Annotated in this window: 19 protein-coding genes; 9 read left to right on the plus strand and 10 right to left on the minus strand. The window is 62.0% G+C overall.

The window, feature by feature from the left end; genetic code table 11:
• Positions 1 to 2 precede the first annotated feature (2 nt).
• Genes JXQ94_RS07305 through JXQ94_RS07325 form a run of 5 tightly spaced genes read right to left on the minus strand, consistent with a single transcriptional unit; the run spans position 3 to position 4,320 of the window.
• A complete protein-coding gene (locus JXQ94_RS07305; protein WP_421923110.1) occupies positions 3 to 680 on the minus strand; it encodes a hypothetical protein in 678 nt (225 codons plus the stop codon).
• A 1-nt stretch (position 681) separates the two neighbouring features.
• Positions 682 to 1,173, minus strand: a complete 492-nt coding sequence (locus tag JXQ94_RS07310) for a cupin domain-containing protein (protein WP_421923111.1) — start codon at positions 1,171 to 1,173, stop codon at positions 682 to 684.
• Positions 1,173 to 2,648 (minus strand): Fe-S cluster assembly protein SufB, encoded by a 1,476-nt coding sequence (sufB, locus tag JXQ94_RS07315; protein WP_421923112.1) that lies wholly within the window; start codon positions 2,646 to 2,648, stop codon positions 1,173 to 1,175. The genes JXQ94_RS07310 and sufB overlap by 1 nt, the downstream gene beginning before the upstream one ends.
• Positions 2,649 to 2,665: 17 nt before the next feature.
• Positions 2,666 to 3,817 carry a cysteine desulfurase family protein gene (locus tag JXQ94_RS07320; RefSeq protein WP_421923113.1) on the minus strand — a complete coding sequence of 384 codons (1,152 nt, stop codon included), beginning with the start codon at positions 3,815 to 3,817 and terminating at the stop codon, positions 2,666 to 2,668.
• Positions 3,818 to 3,819: 2 nt separating this feature from the next.
• A complete protein-coding gene (locus JXQ94_RS07325) occupies positions 3,820 to 4,320 on the minus strand; it encodes an Rrf2 family transcriptional regulator (protein ID WP_421923114.1) in 501 nt (166 codons plus the stop codon).
• 210 nt (positions 4,321 to 4,530) lie between these two features.
• Between JXQ94_RS07325 and JXQ94_RS07330 the strand changes: the two genes are divergently transcribed.
• Positions 4,531 to 5,214 carry an alpha/beta hydrolase gene (locus JXQ94_RS07330; protein WP_421923115.1) on the plus strand — a complete coding sequence of 228 codons (684 nt, stop codon included), beginning with the start codon at positions 4,531 to 4,533 and terminating at the stop codon, positions 5,212 to 5,214.
• A 68-nt stretch (positions 5,215 to 5,282) separates the two neighbouring features.
• On the opposite strand, the gene JXQ94_RS07335 is transcribed toward JXQ94_RS07330, so the two are convergent.
• On the minus strand, positions 5,283 to 6,389 hold the full coding sequence (locus JXQ94_RS07335; protein ID WP_421923116.1) for an anhydro-N-acetylmuramic acid kinase: 1,107 nt from the start codon (positions 6,387 to 6,389) through the stop codon (positions 5,283 to 5,285).
• A 63-nt stretch (positions 6,390 to 6,452) separates the two neighbouring features.
• On the opposite strand from JXQ94_RS07335, the gene tyrS reads away from it, so the two are divergent.
• Complete coding sequence (gene tyrS / locus JXQ94_RS07340) at positions 6,453 to 7,700, plus strand: tyrosine--tRNA ligase (protein WP_421923117.1); 1,248 nt, start codon at positions 6,453 to 6,455, stop codon at positions 7,698 to 7,700.
• Here the strand turns inward: tyrS and JXQ94_RS07345 are convergent.
• Positions 7,697 to 11,185, minus strand: a complete 3,489-nt coding sequence (locus tag JXQ94_RS07345) for an AsmA-like C-terminal region-containing protein (protein WP_421923118.1) — start codon at positions 11,183 to 11,185, stop codon at positions 7,697 to 7,699. The genes tyrS and JXQ94_RS07345 overlap by 4 nt on opposite strands.
• A gap of 103 nt (positions 11,186 to 11,288) precedes the next feature.
• Here JXQ94_RS07345 and JXQ94_RS07350 point away from each other — a divergent pair, with 103 nt between their 5' ends.
• From JXQ94_RS07350 to JXQ94_RS07380, 7 genes are all read left to right on the plus strand, one after another.
• Positions 11,289 to 11,759, plus strand: a complete 471-nt coding sequence (locus JXQ94_RS07350; RefSeq protein ID WP_421923119.1) for a peroxiredoxin — start codon at positions 11,289 to 11,291, stop codon at positions 11,757 to 11,759.
• Positions 11,752 to 12,567: a ferritin-like domain-containing protein gene (locus JXQ94_RS07355; RefSeq protein ID WP_421923120.1), complete on the plus strand. Its 816-nt coding sequence runs from the start codon at positions 11,752 to 11,754 to the stop codon at positions 12,565 to 12,567. Before JXQ94_RS07350 ends, JXQ94_RS07355 begins: the two co-directional genes overlap by 8 nt.
• A gap of 101 nt (positions 12,568 to 12,668) precedes the next feature.
• On the plus strand, positions 12,669 to 13,910 hold the full coding sequence (locus tag JXQ94_RS07360; protein ID WP_421923121.1) for a M23 family metallopeptidase: 1,242 nt from the start codon (positions 12,669 to 12,671) through the stop codon (positions 13,908 to 13,910).
• Positions 13,911 to 13,968: 58 nt separating this feature from the next.
• The gene (locus JXQ94_RS07365; RefSeq protein ID WP_421923122.1) at positions 13,969 to 14,451 is read left to right on the plus strand and encodes a bactofilin family protein; all 483 of its coding nucleotides are present in this window, start codon (positions 13,969 to 13,971) and stop codon (positions 14,449 to 14,451) included.
• Positions 14,452 to 14,683: 232 nt separating this feature from the next.
• On the plus strand, positions 14,684 to 15,901 hold the full coding sequence (locus JXQ94_RS07370; protein WP_421923123.1) for an acyltransferase family protein: 1,218 nt from the start codon (positions 14,684 to 14,686) through the stop codon (positions 15,899 to 15,901).
• A 62-nt stretch (positions 15,902 to 15,963) separates the two neighbouring features.
• On the plus strand, positions 15,964 to 16,581 hold the full coding sequence (locus JXQ94_RS07375; RefSeq protein WP_421923124.1) for a hypothetical protein: 618 nt from the start codon (positions 15,964 to 15,966) through the stop codon (positions 16,579 to 16,581).
• Between the two features lie 10 nt (positions 16,582 to 16,591).
• Positions 16,592 to 16,918, plus strand: a complete 327-nt coding sequence (locus JXQ94_RS07380; protein WP_421923125.1) for a winged helix-turn-helix domain-containing protein — start codon at positions 16,592 to 16,594, stop codon at positions 16,916 to 16,918.
• Here the strand turns inward: JXQ94_RS07380 and prfB are convergent.
• The 3 genes from prfB to JXQ94_RS07395 form a co-directional block, all read right to left on the minus strand.
• Positions 16,915 to 18,043 (minus strand): peptide chain release factor 2 gene (gene prfB, locus JXQ94_RS07385; RefSeq protein WP_421923126.1). Its coding sequence is split into 2 segments (ribosomal slippage): positions 16,915 to 17,973 and positions 17,975 to 18,043, totalling 1,128 coding nucleotides; the frame shifts between segments, so codons are not numbered across the junction. The two genes, JXQ94_RS07380 and prfB, sit on opposite strands and share 4 nt — an antisense overlap.
• A gap of 105 nt (positions 18,044 to 18,148) precedes the next feature.
• Positions 18,149 to 20,653 carry a penicillin-binding protein 1A gene (locus JXQ94_RS07390; RefSeq protein WP_421923127.1) on the minus strand — a complete coding sequence of 835 codons (2,505 nt, stop codon included), beginning with the start codon at positions 20,651 to 20,653 and terminating at the stop codon, positions 18,149 to 18,151.
• Between the two features lie 97 nt (positions 20,654 to 20,750).
• On the minus strand, positions 20,751 to 21,935 hold the full coding sequence (locus JXQ94_RS07395; RefSeq protein ID WP_421923128.1) for an N-acetylmuramoyl-L-alanine amidase: 1,185 nt from the start codon (positions 21,933 to 21,935) through the stop codon (positions 20,751 to 20,753).
• Between the last annotated feature and the right edge of the window lie 123 nt (positions 21,936 to 22,058).

The following is a 22,058-nucleotide window of genomic DNA, read 5'->3' on the forward strand; positions in this document are numbered from 1 at the left end:
TTTCAATCGGCGTTGCAATAACGCGCGGTGGCTTCGTCGAGGGTCAGTCCGACCAAGGCCAGGCCGCCCTCCCAGTCATTGACCGAGCAGCTGTTTTCAGCGAGGTGGGTCGAGACACTGAAAACACCCAGTAACCGGTTCTCACGGGCGACGTAGTAAGTCGTTTCCCACTCGGCCGCGCTGGACCGTGCGGGGACAGACATCAGGCCGTCGCCTTCGGGATCGATACCGATCCCGTTGATGCTGCCGGCGGACACAAAGCCCGCTTCGCCTTGCAGCCAGACGTGGGATCTTGTGTTCACATTGCCGGTCTCCTGCGGCAGCAGAAGGTCAAAGTCACTGTCGCCATCAATGTCTTCGGCACTTGGATGCAGGAAGCTCGACCCGAGCGTGTCTTCGAACGTCTGGGAAAAACCGTCGGCGCGTTGGAAATCAAGCTCTGCGCGCTCAACCGGGTCGCCCCACTCGTCCATGCCGCCGGGTGTCACGCGCACGACAACCAGACCATTCCCGAGTGGCAAGACACAGTTCTGATGCGCTCCGTCAAACTCCACCTGGTCACACTCGGGCAAGCTCTCGTCGACACTCGGAGTTCCATCGGGGCCAGACTTCGACAGTGTAATCCCGGCGGCCAAGCCGCCCAGCGCCAGAACAGCAATGGCGTTAGCAAAAACAGTCATCTCAATCCTCCCCATCCCAGTAATCGACTGGCTCGGCGGCGAAGGCTCTGTGGCGGAAAGTCGGCTCATCGCCATCGATCTCGGACCAGCGCACCGCGCCAACCTTGTTTGAATCCGGATACTCGACCACATCGACCGGCTGCATCGTCGAAACACAGATGTATTTCAGGTCGGTAGCGCCGGTATTGAGCAATTGGTGCGCGACATCGCGGCCACCCGTTGGCGCGGCCAGGACATGTCCGGCGCGCACGGCATGACGATCCTCGCCAAAACGATAAGTGCCCTCGCCCTCAAGTATGATGACCGCTTCCTCGATGGCGTGGTGATTGTGATAGGGGAAGGCCGTCTTACCCGGCGGAACAACGGCCAGCGAACAGCCCAGTTGCTGCAGACCTATCAACGGCCCGAGGCGCGCAAAATCGACCGAGAACTTGTCGCCATGCGCCATGGTTTCCAGGGGCGCGTCATTGATATGGGTGACGGGGGACTTCACTAGCCCACACTCCCCTCAAGCGAGACCTTCAGCAGGGCTTGCGCCTCGACCGCGAATTCCATCGGCAATTGCTGCAACACATCTCGCACGAAGCCATTGACAAGCAGCGCCGTCGCCGCCTCCTCGCCCAACCCGCGCTGGCGGGCGTAGAAGAGCTGGTCTTCGGAGAGTTTGGTGGTGGTTGCCTCGTGTTCGAGAACAGCCTTCGGCGTCTTGCACTCGACATAGGGCACGGTGTGGGCGCCGCACTGATCACCGATCAGCAGGCTGTCGCACTGGGTGAAATTTCGTGCGCCCTCGGCCTTGGCATGGACCGAGACCAGACCGCGATAGGTCTGGTCGGAGCGTCCGGCGGAAATGCCCTTGGAGATGACACGGCTGGTCGAGCCCTTGCCCAGATGGATCATCTTGGTGCCGGTATCGGCCTGCTGACGACCATTGGTGACCGCGATCGAATAGAATTCACCGCGCGAATTCTCGCCGCGCAGAATGCAGGACGGATACTTCCAGGTGATGGCGGAACCGGTCTCGACCTGGGTCCAGGAAATCTTCGAATTCTTGCCGCGGCAATCGCCACGCTTGGTGACGAAATTATAGACCCCACCCTTGCCGTTCTCGTCGCCCGGCCACCAGTTCTGGACGGTCGAGTATTTGATCTCCGCGTCATCGAGGGCAACCAGTTCCACCACGGCGGCGTGGAGCTGGTTCTCGTCGCGCATCGGCGCCGTGCAACCTTCCAGGTAGGAGACGTAGGCGCCCTTGTCGGCGATGATCAGCGTGCGCTCGAACTGGCCGGTGCCTTGCGCATTCATGCGGAAATAGGTCGACAGCTCCATCGGGCATCGCACGCCCGGCGGAACATAGACAAAGGAGCCATCCGAGAAGACGGCGGTATTGAGCGTGGCGAAATAATTGTCTGATGCTGGCACGACCGAACCGAGATATTTGCGCACGAGGTCGGGATGATCCCGCAGCGCTTCGGAGATCGAGCAGAAAATCACACCGGCCTTGGCCAGTTCAGCCTTGAATGTCGTAACCACCGACACGCTGTCGAAAACCGCGTCAACTGCGACGCGATTCTCCGACCCCTTCACGCCCAGCAGAACCTCCTGCTCCTTGAGCGGAATACCCAGCTTGGCAAAGTCAGCAAGGATTTCCTCGGGGACATCATCAATACTGTCATACTTCGCGCCGGCCTTGGGCTCGGCGTAATAGTGAATGTCCTGATAGTCGATCTTGGGATAATCGACCTTGGCCCATTCCGGTTCTTTCAGGGCCATAAAGCGCTCAAGGGCTTCCAGGCGCCATTTCAGCATCCAGTCCGGCTCATCCTTCTTGCCCGAGATGAGACGCACGGTCTCCTCGTTCAGCCCCTTGGGAGCGAGGTCTTGCTCGATATCCGTCGTGAAGCCGTACTTATACTTGTCGGCCTCAAGATTGCGAACGTCTTCAATGGTTTCCTTGACCGCAGCCATGATATCCTACCGCCTCTTCAGGCACTTGCTTTGAGTGTCGGGGAAATACGCGCGCGCGCCGCCGACCAAGCGTCGACGAAGGCGTCTGCATCATCCGGTTTCGAATTCCAACCCAGGCTTACACGCACGAAGCCCTGCGAGGCCGCTTCGGGCAGGCCCAGCACCGTGCCGACCTTCGAGCCCTTCGCGCTTCCCGAGGAACACGCGGAGCCCGCACTGATCGCCACACCGGCGAGGTCCAGCGCCATGACCTGGGTTGCGCCCGGCCAGCCGGGTTGGCTCATACCCAGCGTATTGGGCAGGCGCGGTACATTCGCGCCGATCTCGATCAGGTCCGGCGACGCAGCCTTCAGAGCCGCAGCCATACGATCACGGGCCTCACCCAGCCTGGCAAAGGCGTCGAGGTCAGAAACCGCCTCCTCGAGCGCGATCGCAAGACCGACAATGCCAGCGACATTGAGGGTGCCGGCGCGACGCCCCTTCTCCTGGCCACCACCATGATGATGCCGCGCCATCGGGGCGTCGCAGGAGGCCAGCAAGGCGCCGACGCCCTGGGGGCCGCCGAATTTATGGGCAGAGATCGCCATGTAGTCACAGCCCAAACCGGCGAAATCGACGGCAATCTTGCCGACCGCCTGGATCGCATCAACCACGCTCAGCCCACCGGCCTGGCGTAGCCGTGCCGTCGCCTCGGCAACGGGTTGGATCGTGCCGATCTCATTGCTGGCAAGCATCATGGCGAGAAGTGGCCTGCCGTCGGCCGGCGTCCAGCGCGACAGGCGCGCCTCAAGCCAGGACATCTCCACGACGCCCTGATCATTCACCGGCCAAATCTCGACCGAACAGCCGGTGACCACCGCAGTCGCCGCGACGGCTTCATGCTCGATCGCCGTAACGATGATCGTCCCGATCTCGCCAGCGCTCAGGGCCGCATGGATCGCCAGGTTCAGGGCCTCGGTACCGCCGGAGGTGAAGACGATATCCTCGGGCCTTGCGCACAACGCCTTGCCGACCTGACGCCGCGCCGTCTCGACACGCGCGAGCGCAGCTTGCCCGTCGGCGTGCACGGAGGACGGATTGCCGACACGGGTCATCACGTCGGTCATCGCCGAAACCACGCTCGGTCGCACGGTCGTGGTCGCATTATGATCAAGATAGATACGGCTCATGTCTATTCAGCGGCATGAATATCGTTGGAGACGCGTCCAGCGCGCAGATTTCCGCCCGGTCGCTCGATCCGCCCCACGGCACCGGACGCCGCCCCGAACAGGCGACGTTCAAGAACATCTTCCAGCGTGATCGACGACAGGAAGAGATAGATGTGCCGCCCGAGCTCATCCCAAAGATCATGCGTGATGCAACGGCGGCCATCGCTGAGACAGCCCTTGGCCTCCGAACACCGCGTGGCGCGCAGGGGCTCGTCGACCGCCAGGATGATGTCCGAGATCCGGATTTCGGTCGGCAAGCGACTCAGCTTGTAGCCACCGCCCGGCCCGCGCACTGAGGACACGATGTCGGCCCGGCGCAGCTTGGCAAAAAGCTGTTCGAGATAGGAGAGCGAGATGGATTGTCGTGACGCGATATCACTTAGCGTCACCGGACCGCTGTCGGCGGCATCCGCCAGGTCGGCCATGGCCATCACCGCGTAGCGCCCTTTTGTGCTCAGCTTCATGCGTTTACCTCCTTAAACACTCGCATCCGGCAGGCCGATCATGCTAAGACCCGCCTTTCCGGAAGGGGGGGCGGCCTCGATACGAGTGTTGCTGGTCCAATATCCGAGTGAATTAGTCAAGAATATGGGCGCGCTCTTGTGCACTTTCAACGGGCGATTTGCCGCATACTCACACGACACTGACATCAAGACCCAAAAAGGCGAGACTGAATGCCTGATGTGATCATTCCCGGCCCGGCCGGACGGCTTGAAGGGCGCTATAGCCCGAGCGAAGACGCAACAGCCCCGATTGCCCTGATCCTGCACGCCCATCCGCTGGGTGGCGGGAATATGGAAAACCCCTCAGTGGACATGATGTACGACGTGTTCCGCAAGCGGGGCTTCGCGACCCTGCGCTTCAATTTCCGCGGCGTTGGCCGGTCCCAGGGCAGCTATGACCAGGGGCTCGGCGAGTTGTCCGATGCCGCCACGGTTCTGGACTGGGTTCAGGGTTATAACCAAGGTGCGCGCTTTTGTTGGGTCGCCGGGCATTCCTTCGGGGCCTGGGTGGGCATGCAACTCTTGATGCGTCGTCCGGAGATCGCCGGCTTCATTTCGGTCGCCCCGCCGACGAATATGTACGACTTCACTTTCCTGGCGCCTTGCCCGGCTTCCGGCATCATCGTTCATGGCTCGGCCGACAAGATTGTGCCGCCCGATGATGTCGAGCGTGTGATGTCAAAGGTCCGCGTGCAGAAGGGTATCGAAATCACGACCGAGGTCGTGCCCGACGCCAATCACCTGTTCTCCGAACATCTGGAAATCCTGGAAAAGCACATCGAGACCTATCTCGACGACCGCCTGCCGCTGGTGGAAAAGGAGCGCTCCGAGCGCACAATCACTGGCAAACGCTGAGACGTCTGCAGAGCGAAGACAAGCAAAAGCCCCGGCCAATCGGTCGGGGCTTTTTTCATTCGTCGGAGTCAATTCGGTCGGGCGATCCGGCCACCGCAGACCGGTTCGCGCGCGCCAGTGGTTGAGGGCAGCGAGGTCGGCAGGTTTTCTGCGACTCTTGCGGCTAGCCAGGCGAAGGCCTCTGCCTCCAGCAAATCCCCGCGCCAGCCGGCCGCCTCAACCGCTTCGGGCATGACACCCGCCGCGTCGCAAATCGCCGCCATCAATACAGGGTTGTGTCGACCACCACCGCCCACCAGTAGCCGCGCCGGGCGCCCCAGGGCATTGATGGCATCGGCCACCGTCCGGGCCGTGAAAGCCGTCAATGTCGCCGCGCCGTCCGCCGCCGAGAGCGACCGGACTGGGTCAAGCGTAAAGTCCCACCGGTCGAGAGACTTTGGCGGTGCCTGCTGGAAAAAAGCGTGCGTCAGCAATCTCTCAAGCGCTGCCTGGTCTACCGCGCCCCGCGCCGCGAGTTTGCCACCATCATCATAGGGTTGGCCGATCATGCGCTGGCACCACGCATCGATCAGGCCATTGGCCGGCCCCGTGTCAAAGGCAATCGGATCCGCATCCGACGCCAGCCAGGTAACATTCGCAACGCCACCCAGATTGAGGACAGCGAGCGGTCTCTCGAGGCCCGACTGGCGGGCCAGCGCATCATGATAGAGCGTGGCCAACGGCGCGCCTTGCCCACCTGCCGCCATATCGGCCGACCGGAAGTCGTGAACCACGGCAATGCCGGTGGCTCGCGCGAGGGCTGCCCCATCACCGATTTGCAGCGTCTGCCCGTTGCAGCCGGCTTGGGGTGCCCGATGCAGCACGGTCTGCCCGTGAAAGCCGATCAGGTCGATATCGGTGTTGGCAAGGCCGGCGGCATCCAGCACCCGCTGGACAGCCAGGCCATGCCTGAGCGTAAGCACGCGCTCCGCCGCCCCAAAATCCGGTACAGCGCCGTCGAATCCCCAGGCCAGGGCGCGATCGACAGCGTCCTGTAAAACGTCACGATCACTGGCGGAATAGGATTGGGTTTCACCCGGCCCGAAACGATTGACGCGCTCGCCATCGGTTTCGATCAGGGCCGCATCAATCCCGTCGAGCGATGTCCCGCTCATCAGACCGATGATCCGTTTCATGCAAGCCCCCTCTTTTCCCCGCCCGCCACTCGACCTAGAAGCGTCTTATCAGGAGAGACCTTCATGAGTGATTACAAGTCCGATCTCGTGCGCACGCTGGTCGAGCGCGGCTATTACAACGACGCGACCAATCTGGAGGGCCTGGACAAGGCGGCCCAGGACGGCGTTGTCACGGCTTATATCGGATTTGATGCAACGGCCTCCAGCCTGCATGTCGGATCGCTGGTCCAGATCATGATGCTGCGCCGCATTCAGCAAGCGGGGCACAAGCCGATCATCCTGATGGGGGGCGGCACGACAAAGATCGGTGACCCGTCCGGCAAGGACAAGACGCGTTCCATGCTGGATGATGCGGCGATCGCGGCCAATATCGAGGGCATTCTCAAGCCTTTCCGGCCGCTGATGACGATCGGCGACGGACCGACCGATGCCCTGGTCGTCAACAATGACGAATGGCTGTCGGGTTTCGGCTATCTGGAATTCCTGCGCAAATTCGGCCCTCATTTCACGATCAATCGCATGATGACGTTCGACTCGGTGAAGCTGAGACTCGAGCGCGAACAGCCGCTGACCTTCCTCGAATTCAACTACATGCTCCTCCAGGCCGTTGATTTCCTCGAACTGAATCGACGCTATGGCTGCACGCTGCAGCTCGGCGGGGGCGATCAGTGGGGCAATATCGTCAATGGCGTCGAGCTCTGTCGCCGGGTCGACCAGAAAGAGGTTTTCGGCTTCACGACGCCGCTAATCACTACCGCTTCCGGCGCCAAGATGGGCAAGACCGCCGAGGGTGCTGTCTGGCTGAATGATGATCTGAAGAGCCCGTACGAGTACTGGCAGTTCTGGCGCAATACAGAGGACGCCGATGTCGGGCGCTTCCTGCGTCTTTTCACCGATGTGGAGCTGGGCGAGATCGCCCGCCTTGAAGCCCTTGAGGGCGCCGAGATCAACCAGGCCAAAATCCGTCTGGCCAATGAGGCTACCACCTTGCTGCATGGAGCCGAGGCTGCCCGAGCGGCCGAGCAGACCGCTCAACAGACCTTCGCCCTGGGTGGGGCAGGTGCAGCCTTGCCAACGATCGCCTTCGACGGGCTGGAAACAGGTGAAGTGACACTGATGAGTCTCTTCATCGCCGCCGAGCTGGCAGCCTCGAATGGCGAGTTGCGGCGCCATGTGAAAGCCGGGGCAGCCAAGGTCAACGACCAGCCGCTGACCGATCCCTACGCCAAGGCCAGCGCCGACGATCTGGTTGATGGGGCGATCAAGCTGTCGATCGGCAAGAAGCGTCACGCCCTCGCCAAGCCCAGCTAATTGTCGTTATCCGCCCCGGGTTCATCGACCGGTTCGAGATGTAGCTGCGGTTCGTTCGCGACTGTTACCGGGGGGCCCGCTTCAGCCGGTTCCGGTCCGGGTATCACGGGCGCATTCTCCCGCTCGCGGGCGGCCCGTTCGGCGGCCGTGCCCTCGAACATCCGGCGCAAAACGCCCGGCGCAAGGGCGGAGAGCGGATTGGCAAAGACGGTCAGGCTGTCGAAGGGCCCTTCGACCGAATAGGTAATCCCGATCACCCCTTCACCAGGGCGCGAGACCAGAACCTCACCGATCAATGGCACACCGCCAAACAGTGAGTTGATGACGTAGGACGGTGCCAGATTGCCGTCGATCGCGGCAAGACTGCCGGCGAAATCGACTGTGCCGGAGGCGGTCACACCCAGGGCGCTGCCCCGAGCCCGGGCATCGCCAATCGTCAACAGACCTGATTCCCAGGCTATATCCGCATCGACCGCGTCGAAACTGATGCCCTCGCCATTCAACAAGGCGCCCAACCCCTGGAAGGACCCCGCGGCCAGGATGCGCGCCAGTACTGGCACCTGGACCAGCGTCAGGTCCCGAATCTCGACCCGGGCCGTCAACGGGCCCTGTATTCCCAGGGGCGGTGCGCTGCCGAGTACTGACACAAGCCCGCCCCGCGCATACCCTTCAATGCCAATAAGGGCGGACAAGCGCTCCAGAGACTGGGCTTCGATACGGAAGTCGCGCGGCCCGCCAGGCTCGGTCGCGCCGAAGGACGCCTGGAAGGGTCCGTCCGTCGCATTGCCGGATATCGAAACCGCCCGAATGCCGGCTTCCTCGCTGCGCCAGATCAGATTGAACTGATCGAGTACGCTGTTCTCCGACAGTATCAGACGTCCAACATCGACCTGGAGCGATAGCGGCAGCGTGATCCCGCCCTCGCCGCCCATCGAGGTGAGGTGCGGCACGATCGTGCTGATATCGGCATACTGGCCGGTCAGACTCATGCGGAGGGGTTCGCCAACCTCATCAGCCGGCCGGATCCGGCCGGCGATGTCCATCAGGTCCGCGACGAAGATGCGGTCGGCTTCAATCTCACGCAGGGCTCCGTTCGCGGCGATCCGGGCCGAGGCCTCAAGGGCCGCGCCCTCCGCCTCCAGCCGAATGGCGTCGAGATCGAAACCGCCATCATCGGCCTGGGTAAGACTGAGCGTGGCCCGACCGGGGGCGCCTGCTTCCTTCGTCCAGACACCACCCGGCGCCTCGATCAGAGCATCGACCAGATCCGCCTCGATATCGACTGACCGGAATTCGAGACCATCTGAAACCGCTTCGGCCGCGATGCGGATCGACCCGTCCAGATAGCGACGCGCCGGCATGTTGAACCGGTCCAGCGTGCGGGCATTGATCGTCGCTTCCAGCCCGATCCGTGTCGAGGGTTCGGCATCAGGCAGGCCAAAGGTTTCGCGCCAATTGATCTGAACCGGGGCATCGAAGAGCCGCGCTGTCCCCCGCGCCTCAAGGCCCTCCTGGCTGGCAGTAATGACAACATCACCATCGCTCAGCGCATAGTCGGTACCGGGTATATCGAGCGAGGCATCGGTAAAACGCCCCTCGATGAAGAAAGGTATGTCCTCGGGGTCGACGTCGGTAAGCATGGCGCGGCGGATTTCGAACCGCATCTCGCCCTGACCACCAACCAGCGTCGGATCGAGACCATAGTCGGAGACCAGAAAGAGCGGATCCTCATCGATCAATGCGAGCAGATCCGCCGCCTCACCGCGCGCAACGCCACCATACCCCGCTATGGCGCCCTTGGGGTTGAGGCGAGGCATGTCGACGAATCCCTCACTGAGGGCGATTTCGCCGATCATCCCGCTTTCCATGGCAACTTCGAAGGCATTGCCATGCAGGACCGCCGAACCGCGCCCTTCGGTGATCGGCGTCATGGTCGAGATGTAGCGCACGTGAGCGTCTTCAAAATCGAAGCTGAGCCGCATGCGGTCATTGTCCATCCGCCCGGCCTCGATCGCGGCCGCGGGAAGATCCAGGTCGAACCGAGCATTGTAGAAGCGTCCGCCGAGAATGCCCTCGCTCACCCATTCGCGGGCGCCGTCCGCGAGTTCCACAGGCCAGTAGGCGAGTACGGTCTGCGGCTGGATGTCTCCGGCGATCGGCCCGGCCAGCTGCAGGTTGGGCAACCAGCTGCCGTCTTCGCCTTGCTGCAGCTGGAGACCACCACTCAATTCGGCGCGAATGGTGTCGACGACGACATCCAGTCGATCGAGGGTCAGGGCGAATTCGTCCAGGCGGACATCGCCCGACGCAGCCAGCAATTCCCACTGAGGCGCGCGCTCGAAGACCGGCCCCATATCGATAAAGCCCTCGCCGATGGCGAGTTCAAACCGAGCCCGCGTCGGCAAGACTCCGTCATACCTCCCTATCTCTGTCAGGCGACCTTCGACCGAGGCCGCAAACAGGTCAGAACGGACACGCCCGCTATGCAGGGTCATCACCGCCTCAACCGGGTCGAAGCTGGCATAGAGATTGGCACCCTCGAAGGCGTGTGTCTGGCCATCCACAAGGATTTGACCGGGTCCCACATCCATCTGAACAGATGCCGTGCGAATGCCGCTGTCACGTGTCGCATCAACAACCAGGCTCAGATTTATCGGCGCATCCAGTGCCCGAAGAGAGCTGGCCGGGCCGCTATCCGGCAGAATTCCAGCAGGAGACAAGCCCTCGAACCGCGCTTCCAGAAGAAGGCTTTCGAGATTGCTTCCGGCCCGCAGGCGCAGCGAGACAGGTGCAAATCCCGATGGTGTCGCCAGCCGACCCTCGATCTCCGCGAGGATGCGCGTATCGTCACGCTCGAAAACTACGCCCGCCGAATCGGCAAACCAGGCGAGGCCAACAACGTCATCAACCACACGGACTGCGGCATTGGAGACAATCACCCGCCGCAACCGTCCCAGCTGCGCGGGCGCAGCCGGACCTGACAGGATTTCGAACAGCGAGGCACTGTCATCACCGCCACGCTCCGGCAGGCGGGCGCTCGCCGCAACCCGCTCCACGCCGCCCAGTCCCGCACCTACGGCACCATCAGCCCGTCGCACGATGGAGACGGATCCGCCATCAATTGTGAGCTCAACCGGTTCGACCCGGCCAAAAATGAGTGCGTCGACCGCCAGCCCCGCCTCGATTCGCGGCGCGCGGGTTACCACTTCCCCCGAGGCCTCTGCCACTGTCACATCGGTCGCCATCATGACAATGGCGCGGGCCGAGGGATCAAAGCGGGCTTCCAGCGTTCCCAGGGCCACGACCTCGCCCTCGAACGCCGACGCCAACATGGCCTGGGCATCCTCGCGCAGAAAATCGAGCTCAACAGGCCCTGAGGATAGGCGCCAGAGGACGAATCCGATCGCAAAAATGGACAGCGCCAGCAAGGCCGCGACGGCCTCTAGCAGGTAGATCAACGTCCATTTGACGGATTTGCGCAGCATTCAGACCGGCCTTCCCGCAGTCCGAGCACTGGACGTGACGGCCCGGAGACGCACATTACACGCCGAGACCGGCCTTGCAGTCGAAACCAGACGGGGAAATGACATGAGTGAACTCAAAACCGGCGACCTTGCTCCGACTTTCAAACTGCCCGCCGACGGCGGAGAGACTATCGATCTGGCCGAGCTGCGCGGTCAGATCGTCGTGCTTTACATGTACCCCAAGGACAATACACCGGGTTGCACCACTGAGGCCCTCGATTTTACCGCTGCGGCAGACGCCTTTTCCGATGCCGGCGCCATTGTTATCGGCCTGTCCAAGGATAGCGTCAAAAAGCATGACAATTTCAAGGCCAAACATGGGTTGCAGGTGCGTCTCGCCTCCGACGAGGACAACGCCGTCATCGAAGCCTACGGGTCCTGGGTACTCAAGAAGCTCTATGGCCGCGAATATATGGGCATTGATCGCTCGACTTTCGTGATCGATCGTGACGGCCGCCTCGCTCGCATCTGGCACAAGGTGAGAGTGAAAGGCCATGTCGACGAGGTCCTCGAGGCCGTGCGCGCTCTTGGCTGACACCAACGATATCACCGCTCTGGCCCGCAGCGTCCTGGCGACCGGCGATCCGGTGGCCAAGACCGAGCGGGCCCATGAGGTTGCGCAGCACTGGCGCGCGGGTGAGAGCGCTGTGCCGGAAACGGCGCCCGCGCCAGATGATCAGCCCGCGCGGCCGGCTCACCCGGTTCTGGTCGCGCCGGGCGATGTGCCACGGCGTCGACTGAACACGGTTCCTGGTCGGATCGCCTTGCTGCATGCGGTCGCCCATATCGAGTTCAACGCCATCGACCTGGCCTTCGACATGGTGGCTCGCTTTGCCTGCGACATGGCGCTGGCGCCGGACGCCCGGCAATCCTTCATTGATGACTGGATCAGCGTCGGCGATGACGAGGCCCGCCATTTTCGCCTGATCACGGACAGGCTCGCCGAGCTTGATGCACGCTATGGCGATCTGCCCGCCCATAGTGGCCTGTGGGACGCAGCCATGGCGACCCGCGATTCGCTACCGGCCCGCCTCGCCGTCGCCCCACTTGTGCTGGAAGCGCGCGGGCTTGATGTGACACCCGGCATGATCAACCGGCTGGTCTCTGCCGGAGACACCATCAGTGCCGATTGTCTTCGCGTCATCTATGCAGAAGAAGTCGGCCATGTGGCTGCCGGCGCACGCTGGTTCAGGCATGTCGCCGCCCGCGCCGGACGCGATCCGGCCGACTGGTTCAAAACCCTTGTGCGACATCACTTCAGTAGCGGTCTGAAACCACCCTTCAATGCAGAAGCACGACTGCGGGCTGACTTGCCCCCGGAATTTTACCAAGACCTAACCTAGTCCGGCGCATCTCTTGCATCGCACTTGTTGATATTGGCCCCGGTTTTGTGTCACATGCTCGGCTTGGGGCTCGGGGCAATCGGAACAAAGCGGCGTACTGCATGTTCACTAGAGTTAAAGAAGCTGTTTGGGGAACGGCTCAGCGTTGGTTTCCGGACCGACAGATCTACCATCGCTCCGATGGGCAGGTCCGCTATTTTGCGATCTCCACAACCATACAGATTTCCGCACTTCTGAGTGCGTCAGTACTGGCTGGCTGGCTTTGTTTCTCGACCGTTTCGGTAGCCTTCCATGGCCAGGCGATGGCGGCGAAGGAAGACGAGATTGAGCGAGAGCGCCTCGAGTCGCACCGCCTCGTCGCCGAAGCACGCGCCACCGAGGCGACCGCCATATCGCTGATGGAATCGCGAATGGAGGAGTTTGACCGGACCGCCTACGAATTCCAGATGCGCCACGAGACCCTGCGTCAGCTCGTCGAGTTTGCCGAGCAATTGACCGGTCAGGAAATGGAACCCTCGCCGGCGCTCGCCGATGGACGGGTGCTGATGGCCGCGACCCCCGCCGACCCGACACCGCGTGAAGCCCGCGACCCGCTGGTCGCTATCGCCGCGACCGCGTCAGGTGAGCCGGAGGACCAGATCACCTTCCTCATGGGAGAACAGGACAGTGTCCTGGCCCAGGCAGAGGACGCGACCGAAGCGCGGCTGCAAAACTTGCGCGCGGTCCTGCGTCTCACCGGGCTGAACCTGGAAGATGTGATCGCGGACAATCGTGACACCACCGAAACGGGCGGCCCGTTCATTCCGATAACCGAGTCCGGCGCCTTCGCCTCGTCCTCGGTCAATATCGACCAGGCCTTCTCCAGCCGCATCGCCCGCATCGCGTCGCGTTTGCTGGAAGTTGAAGAGTTGGAAGACTTCGTCGAAGCGGGCCCGTTGGGCGAGCCGGTTGGCGACACTTATCGTCAAACCAGTGATTTCGGCGTGCGCATTGATCCGTTCAACGGCCGGCCGACTTCGCATCGCGGAATGGATTTCGCCGCCTACCGTCGCGCCCCGATCGAAGCGACAGGTCCGGGACGGGTCATTTACGCCGGCTGGCGGGGCGGCTATGGTCGCACGGTGGAGATTGATCATGGCTACGGCTTCGTGACGCGCTATGGGCATCTTCATGAAATCGACGTGCGGCGTGGTGATACAGTCGAACGCGGTCAGCGTATCGGGGGGATGGGGTCCACGGGACGCAGTACGGCCACGCACCTGCACTATGAAATCTGGTATAACGGATCGGCTATCGATCCTGAGCGTTTATTGAGAGCTGGCCAATATGTTCAACAAGGGTAACAAAGACTCTTCGTCTCCCGACACCGGTGCGTTCAGCGCCGCCCCGAAAAGGACCGCCATGAAATCGAAAGCCCCCTCCATTCTTTCCGGTGACCTCGTTCTGACCGGTACGATCGTTTCCGACGGTGAAATCCAGCTGGATGGCACGGTTGAGGGCGATGTGCGTGCGGGCTCGCTGATTATTGGCGAAGACGCCACCGTATCCGGCGAAGTCCAGGCAGAGACCGTGGTCATTCGTGGTCGTGTGACCGGCAGCGTTCGCGCTCGCCAGGTTCAACTCGCTTCAACGGCCCGTATCGAGGGCGATATCGTCCACGCCGCCCTGTCGGTGGAAAGTGGCGCCTTCTTCGATGGTCATTGCCGTCACTCGTCCGACCCGCTCAAGGATGGCGGTTCATCGAGCAAGCCGGCCGCCGCGAAGGATAACGGTGCCAAGTCCGAGCCGTCCGCGAAGGCCGACAGCAAACCCCCGGCCCCGGCCAAGGGCCAGGACCCGCTGGGTTCGCTTGAGCCGCCGGTCGCGAGCAAGTCAGGCTTCTAGTCGACTGCGACATCAATCAGGAAAACCGGCGCTCCAGTCGAGCGTCGGTTTTTTTGTGCCCGAAGCTCGCCGATAGCTCGCTCCGCAAACGCCCACTCTCAACAATCTGATATCATTCCGGATTCCCGGCCCAACCAAACCTTGTTGGGCGGCACGTTGAGCTTTGACAGACTGGTTTGTAATTTAAACTTGTCTATGCTAAATGATCGGCAACACCCGAATGGAGCCCTTCATGTCCCTTCCACAATCACCTCGAATCCATGCGCTTGATGCGGTCCGCGCCTCAGCCCTTTTCCTCGGCGTCGTCCTGCACGCATCAATGTCTTTCATCCCCGGAATACCGATCTGGATCGTCCAGGACAGCCAAGCGAGCGCCGGCTTCAGCCTTGGCTTCTTCGTCCCCCATATCTTTCGGATGGTGCTGTTCTTCATGATCGCCGGATATTTCGCGCGCATGGCGCTTGGCAGGCGCGGCGTACTCGGGCTCGCGCTCGACCGAGCCAAACGCATCGCCCTGCCTCTGGTCACGTTATGGATGCCGATCTTTGCCTTGATTGTTACCGTGGCCATCTGGGGTGCGATCAAGGCCAATGGAGGCGAAGCGCCGCAGCAGGAAACTCCCCCCCTGACCGCGCAGAACTTCCCGCTGACCCATTTGTGGTTCCTCTACCTGCTGGTGATCTTCTACGCCGTCAGCCTGCCCCTCGCCGCACTGGTCCGGCTCGTGGACCGGTCGGACAGAACCGGCCGTCTGATGGATGCGGTGACCGGCCTTCTGGCCCGAACCCCGCTGGGCACATTGTTGCTGGCAGCGCCCATCGCGGCCTGGTTTGTGACAACACCGATGTGGATGAGCTGGTTTGGCATTCCAACGCCAGATACCGGCCTCATCCCCAATACCGGAGCCCTGATCGCCTATGGCACCGCGTTCGCGGTCGGCTGGGCCGCCCATCGCTGCAGCGACCTGGTTCTAACGGCATGGAAACGCGCCTGGCATGTCAACCTCGTGATCGCTGCCGGCCTAACGATCTGGCTCGTCATGGAGCTTGGTGTGACGCCAAACTTCATGCCGGTCGCAGCCGGGCTCGACCGTTTGCCGGTTGCCGCCGCCTATACACTGGCGATCTGGACCTGGACCTTCGGTTTGACCGGGGCGGCTCTCATGGTCTTCACGCGCGAGAACAGGATCTGGCGCTATCTCGCGGATTCCTCCTACTGGGTCTATCTCCTGCACCTGCCGCTGGTGATGGCCTTCCAGGTCGCCCTGTCAGATGTCGCCCTGCCCGGCGCAATCAAGCTCGCAATCGTGCTGGCCGCCAGCTTTGCCATCCTGCTCGGCAGCTATCACCTCATCGTCCGCAATACCTGGATTGGGGGCTGGCTGAACGGGCGGCGACTGGGCAAAACCGATCAGGGCACGCCCGGTTTAACGACTGATACGCCCGGATGAATCAAGGCATAATGCCGGTGCGCCCCTCCCGGGGCGCGCCGGACCTTATCCGAGGACACTCCATGACCGATGAACTGGCCAACGCCCGAGCCGATCTTGCTTTCCTGCGCACGCTCGCCGAAGGCGACCCGCGGCCCTCGGCCGGTACGGGCCTGTTATTGATGGCCGCAGGCTCCCTTTACGGGCTTGAAACCCTGATCCACTGGCTCGGTGTCAGCCAACTCATTCCTGTGCCCGCCTGGATCCATATGGCAGCCGCTATCGGCGGAACCGGCGGTTTCCTCCTCACCCTCGTCATCGTGCTCTGGTTGGACCGAAACCAGCCGACCGGCACTGCGATGCGCAAGGCCTATGAGACCGCTTTCCAGGCCGTGGGGCTCGCGAATTTGGCCATGGTTTTCGTATTTGGTTACAACGCACTAAGAACGAACGACTTCATGCTTTGGCTCTATTATGTGCCGGTCGTCTTCGCCATGCAGGGCGCGGCCTGGTTTGTCGCCGCCCGGGTCCAGAAGCGGCTCTGGTTCGGGGCGGTGGCGTTGGGCTGGTTCCTGTCCGCCGCAGCCCTGGGCCTGACCATGGGCCAGCCGCTATTCAATCTCGTCGCGTCGGTCTCATTGCTGGGATTGATGGCCTTGCCGGGATTTGTACTGTGGCGACAGGCCCGCGCGGCCGATTGATCGACTCGCAATGAGCACGCCCCCCATCGGACAGATTGACGAGATCATTCACGGGCGCCTCAGGCTCGGAGTGATGACCTATCTTGCCCAAGCCGAAGCCGCTGACTTCAACGAATTGAAGACCGCCCTGGCAGCCACCCAGGGCAATCTCTCGGTTCATCTGCGGAAGTTGGAAGAAGCCGGCTATGTCACGATCGAGAAAAGCTTCCTCGATCGCAAACCCCTGACCCGTGTCAGGCTCTCGGCATCCGGCCGCGCGGCCTTCCGCCGATATGTGGAGGCGATGGCAGCCCTGTTGGGCAAGCTGGGCGATGAGGATGGCGAAGCTGAAAGCTAGGCGTCTTCGTCATCTCCGCCGACGCGGGCAGCCAGCGCCGCGGCCATGAATTCATCCAGATCACCATCGAGGACACCGCCGGTATTGGAGGTCTCCACATTGGTGCGCAGGTCCTTGACCATCTGGTAGGGCTGCAGGACGTAGGAGCGGATCTGATGCCCCCAGCCGATTTCGCTCTTGCTGTCCGCCTCGGCCTGGGCCGCTGCTTCGCGTCGCTGAAGCTCGATTTCGTAGACACGGGCCCGCAGCATGTCCCAGGCCTGAGACCGGTTCTTGTGCTGGGACCGGTCATTCTGGCACTGCACGACGACCGCTTTTTCCTCACCCGGCATGTCGTAGGTCAGGCGAACGGCTGAGTCGGTCTTGTTGATGTGCTGACCGCCCGCGCCGGAAGCGCGATAGGTATCGGTGCGCACTTTCGAGACATCGATATCCACTTCGATCGCATCATCGATCTGCGGATAGACGCCGACCGATGAGAAGCTCGTATGGCGGCGGGCGCTGGAATCAAACGGTGAGATCCGTACCAGGCGATGCACCCCGGTCTCGGTCTTCAGCCAGCCATAGGCATTCTCGCCCTTGACCAGGATCGTCGTCGATTTGAGACCCGCCTCCTCGCCGGCTTGCTCTTCCATGATCTCGACCTTGTGGCCATGCGCATTGGCCCAGCGCGAATACATGCGCGCGAGCATGGCAGCCCAGTCCTGGCTCTCGGTCCCGCCGGCACCGGAATGGATCTCCACGAAGGCATCATTGCCGTCAGCCTCGCCGGAGAGCAGAGTCTCCAGCTGGGCCCGGCGCATGCGGTCGGCAAGGCGATTGAGACCGGCGACCGCCTCCTCGACCATTTCCCCGTCATCTTCCATCTCGGCGAGTTCGATGATTTCGAGACTGTCGGAGAGTTCCTGTTCGGATTCGACGACCGTATTGATGGCGCTATCCAGCCGATTGCGCTCTCGCATCAGCGCTTGCGCCTGTTGCGGCTGGTTCCAGAAGTCGGGATCTTCCGACTTCGCGTTCAATTCATCGAGACGTTTTTGGGCCGTATCCCAGTCAAAGACGCCTCCTCAGCAGGCCAACTGCCTGCTGGATTTCGTCGGACAGGGTCTGGATGTCAGCACGCATGGGCGTTCAATCCTGCGATTCTTGAAAAAGCATGTCGTGGAAACGGGATAATCAGAGCGGCCTGCCGAGACAAGTCATCGCATGCAGGCCGAGGCGTCGATGCGATCAGTACAGACCACCCAGCTCGTCATCTTCTTCCTCTTCTTCCCCGTCATCCTCCTCAGCGAGCAGGAAGGCGAGCGGGTCATCACTGACCGAGGACCGCGCAAAGCTGAGGCCGCTTTCTTCCTCATCCGTCTGACGCGACGGCTCGGTGCCCGGACGGAAGGCTTCAAGAATGACGCCGGACTGACCCAGCACACCGGGCTCACCATCGACCCGATTGACCGGGGCCAGGCGGACCCCCGGCGGCACGCGGAATGGCGCGACCGGATACCCTTCCAGGGCCACTGCCAGGAAATCACGCGCAATCGGCGCCGCGACACGACCGCCAGCCTCACCGCTACCCAACTGGAATGGGGTATCAAAGCCGACATAGACACCGACCACGAGGTCGGGGCCAAATCCCATGAACCACGCATCGCGGAAGTCATTGGTGGTGCCCGTCTTGCCAGCCAGCGTCCAGGGAAGCGGACGCAAGGCGGTGCCGGTACCGCGCTGAACAGCGCCTTCCAGCATGTTCACAACCTGATACGCCGTCACGGGATCGATCACTTCTTCACGGGTCTCCGGGAAGAGCGGCTCCAGTACCTCGCCGCGCTCCCACGCGGTCACATCGCAGGTCTCGCACGGCAGGACCTCATGGGCGAAAATCGTGGCACCGGAGCGATCCTGAACACGGTCGATAATGGTCGGCTCGACGCGGCGCCCCCCATTGACCATCGTCGCATAGGCGGAGACCAGGCGATAAAGCGTGGTTTCCCCGGCACCCAGCGACATGGCCAGAACCGGTTCCAGCTCGTCATAAATCCCAAAGCGCGTGCCGTAATCGACGATCGGTGCCATGCCCATTTCCTGGGCCAGGCGGACCGTCATCACATTGCGCGACAACTCCAGGCCCAGACGCAGGGTCGACATGCCGTAATACCGCTCGGAATAATTGGACGGCATGTAGAAACGCTCATCCGGACCGCCCGTGGCAATGAAGGGAGCATCAAGGATCAAACTGGCCGGCGTATAGCCATTGTCCAGCGCCGAGGCGTAGACGAAGGGCTTGAAGGCCGAGCCGGGCTGACGGCGAGCCTGCGTCGCCCGATTGAACTGGCTGTGCTGGAAGGAATAACCGCCCACCATTGCCAGAACCCGGCCGGTATGCGGATCCATGGCCATGATGCCGCCATTGATCGCGGGCACCTGACGCAGGCCGTACTGGCCATCCTCATAGCCTTCCTCGTCGGCCAGGCTCTCCACCAGAATGACATCACCCGCCGTGAGAACTTCTGACGGTCGCGAAACGACCGGCCCGATCTCGCCATCCGGTAGATTCTCGCGCGCCCATTCCAGCGCCGCCATCGGGATCGAGCCTTCCTCGCCATTGAGGAACCCGATACGGGCCGCACCAGCGCTGGTCTCAAGGACCACCGCCTGCAGCCAGCCATCATCGAGATCACGCGGAATGTCTGCTTCCGCGAGGCGCTCGGCCCAGCCCTCGCCCAGCTCGATGGTCGACAAGGCCCCGCGATAACCGTGACGGCGATCATAGGATTCCAGACCGCCGCGCAGCGCGTCCCGCGCCGCCAGCTGCATGCGCGTGTCCAGCGTTGTGCGGATCGACAGGCCACCGTCGTAAAGCTCGTCCTCGCCATAGAGCGAGAAAACTTCCCGCCGCACATTCTCGACGAAATACTCGGCGGCAGTGTAAGTCGCGCCGGACAGCCGATCGACCGTCTCGAGAGGTCGCGCCATGGCTTCGCGGGCCGCTTCCTCGGTCACAAAGCCATTCTCGGCCATGCGCGACAGCACCCAATTGCGACGCTCGATCGCGGCGTCATGGTGCCGGTCCGGGTGGTAATTTGCCGGACCTTTCGGCAGGGCTGCGAGATAGGCGATTTCATGCAGGTCAAGCTCGTCGAGCGACTTGCCGAAATAGTTCAATGCCGCCGCGGCCACGCCATAGGCGCGATTGCCGAGGTAAATTTCGTTGAGATAGAGTTCGAGGATCTGGTCTTTGGTAAAAGCGCGCTCGATCCGGCGCGACAACACCATCTCCTGCACCTTGCGTTCCAGGCGCTGCTCACTGGAGAGCAGGAAATTCTTGGCGACCTGTTGGGTAATGGTCGACGCCCCCTCGAGGCGGCGCCCGTTGATCACATTGCTGATATTGGACAGTCCGGCGCGGATGATGCCGCGAAAATCAAGCCCGCCATGCTCGTAGAAATTCTTGTCCTCGGCAGAAATGAAGGCGTGAACCACATTTTGCGGGATATTCGCGATTGGCACGAAGACCCGGTGTTCACGGGCGTATTCGGCGATCAGCAGACCATCGCCGGCATGAACCCGGCTCATGATGGGCGGCTCGTATTCGGCCAGCTGCTGGTAGTCCGGCAGATCATCGGTGACGCGCACCACATAGACAGCCACGGCGATGAAGCCGATGACGGCCACTACGACAGCAGCAATCCCGCCCCAAAGGGCTGTCCGCAAGACGTTACGCAAGGTGAAGATCTTCATTGTGCCCTCTGGCCACTCTACCCGCAGGTCAGGCTGTTTGGTTGAGCATGACTCCGAGGCACCATTATGGCCGCGCTCGGTCCGGGTTTAAAGGGAGTCAGCGGGCCGGAAGTGCAATCGTCTCACGATCGGCAAACATCTCATCGCCACGATTGGCGAAATAGTCGTCGATGCCGCGGACAATCGAGGTCATCTGGCGACGGCGATAACTCGCCGATGTCAGATTGCCGTGATCCGCCCGATTGGTCAGGAAACCCATTTCCACCAGAACCGCCGGAACCCGGGAATCGAGCAGAACGAAAAGATTGGCCTGACGATGGGGATTGGCCAGAAGCGGACCGGCACTGTCGAGATGCTCCAACAGGACTTCCGCGAAAGCCGATGACTGATTGCGCTTCTCGCGCAGCTCAAGCTCGACAAGGATATTGTTCACATCAGCGTGCGAGGTGTGGTTGGCGCCCTCACGAGCCCGCTGACGCGCCCGGTTCTCGGCCCGGTCATTGAGCGTATAGACCGCCGCGCCACGCACACCGGAATTCTGCGACGAGTCCGAATGCAGCGAGATAAAGAGGTCCGCCCGGGATTCTGCCATCACACCGACACGCTGTTCCCAGGACGGATAGACGTCCCGATCGCGCGTCAGAAGCACGTCATAACGCCCGGTCGCCTCGAGCTGGCGCCGCAACTCGCGCGCGGCTTCCAGGGCGATATCGGCTTCCTGGGTGCCATGCAGGCCGATCGAGCCGGGATCGCGTCCGCCATGACCGGGGTCGACAACGACGACCCGACGCTCGCGCTGCGGCGGCACGTAAACAGCCTCGACGCGTTCGGCGATCAGCGAATCGAGCGAGTCGGCCCGGGTGTGCTCGAAGCCGGACGCGCTCTGGAAACTGTCGGAACTGGACCGTTCGACATCAATGACCAAACGGTGATTGCCGCCCGGCGTCGCCGGGTCGAGCACGAACTGGTTCACGATGACAGCAGGATGTTCGAGTTCGAAAACCACGCGAGAGCTGGATGCGGAATTGTCGAAAAAGCGGAAAGCATCCACGAGACCATGTCCGACACCCTCGCCCGATGCGAGATTGGCGACAGACCAGCGCGACGACGGAAGATCCACGACCAATCGGTCGGCCAGACCGTCCAGAGTGAAGGCCCGGAAGTCGGCGGGCTCGGATGTCTCGATGACAACCCGCGTCGTGGAGACATCCACGCCGAAGCGCACATCGCGCACTTCCTGGTCGGCCAGACCCGGTCCGCAAAGCGTCAAAGCGCCTGTCAACGCCACTAAAAACTGTTGAACCCGCATCACTACACCATCGCACACACCGTGATTCTGTCCACGGCTTTTGCGTAACGCTAGCGCATGGAACTTGACGTTTCGTTGATGCCGGGACGGAATTTT

It is taken from the genome of Maricaulis maris, from assembly GCF_049116555.1.
Classification (GTDB): domain Bacteria; phylum Pseudomonadota; class Alphaproteobacteria; order Caulobacterales; family Maricaulaceae; genus Maricaulis; species Maricaulis maris_C.

What these genes read in the sequence shown, in the direction of transcription:
- JXQ94_RS07305 (WP_421923110.1), bottom strand. Translation starts at nt 680, where the DNA reads ATGACTGTTTTTGCTAACGCCATTGCTGTTCTGGCGCTGGGCGGCTTG.
- sufB (WP_421923112.1), bottom strand. Translation starts at nt 2,648, where the DNA reads ATGGCTGCGGTCAAGGAAACCATTGAAGACGTTCGCAATCTTGAGGCC.
- JXQ94_RS07320 (WP_421923113.1), bottom strand. Translation starts at nt 3,817, where the DNA reads ATGAGCCGTATCTATCTTGATCATAATGCGACCACGACCGTGCGACCG.
- JXQ94_RS07325 (WP_421923114.1), bottom strand. Translation starts at nt 4,320, where the DNA reads ATGAAGCTGAGCACAAAAGGGCGCTACGCGGTGATGGCCATGGCCGAC.
- JXQ94_RS07330 (WP_421923115.1), top strand. Translation starts at nt 4,531, where the DNA reads ATGCCTGATGTGATCATTCCCGGCCCGGCCGGACGGCTTGAAGGGCGC.
- JXQ94_RS07335 (WP_421923116.1), bottom strand. Translation starts at nt 6,389, where the DNA reads ATGAAACGGATCATCGGTCTGATGAGCGGGACATCGCTCGACGGGATT.
- tyrS (WP_421923117.1), top strand. Translation starts at nt 6,453, where the DNA reads ATGAGTGATTACAAGTCCGATCTCGTGCGCACGCTGGTCGAGCGCGGC.
- JXQ94_RS07345 (WP_421923118.1), bottom strand. Translation starts at nt 11,185, where the DNA reads ATGCTGCGCAAATCCGTCAAATGGACGTTGATCTACCTGCTAGAGGCC.
- JXQ94_RS07350 (WP_421923119.1), top strand. Translation starts at nt 11,289, where the DNA reads ATGAGTGAACTCAAAACCGGCGACCTTGCTCCGACTTTCAAACTGCCC.
- JXQ94_RS07360 (WP_421923121.1), top strand. Translation starts at nt 12,669, where the DNA reads ATGTTCACTAGAGTTAAAGAAGCTGTTTGGGGAACGGCTCAGCGTTGG.
- JXQ94_RS07365 (WP_421923122.1), top strand. Translation starts at nt 13,969, where the DNA reads ATGAAATCGAAAGCCCCCTCCATTCTTTCCGGTGACCTCGTTCTGACC.
- JXQ94_RS07370 (WP_421923123.1), top strand. Translation starts at nt 14,684, where the DNA reads ATGTCCCTTCCACAATCACCTCGAATCCATGCGCTTGATGCGGTCCGC.
- JXQ94_RS07375 (WP_421923124.1), top strand. Translation starts at nt 15,964, where the DNA reads ATGACCGATGAACTGGCCAACGCCCGAGCCGATCTTGCTTTCCTGCGC.
- JXQ94_RS07380 (WP_421923125.1), top strand. Translation starts at nt 16,592, where the DNA reads ATGAGCACGCCCCCCATCGGACAGATTGACGAGATCATTCACGGGCGC.
- JXQ94_RS07390 (WP_421923127.1), bottom strand. Translation starts at nt 20,653, where the DNA reads ATGAAGATCTTCACCTTGCGTAACGTCTTGCGGACAGCCCTTTGGGGC.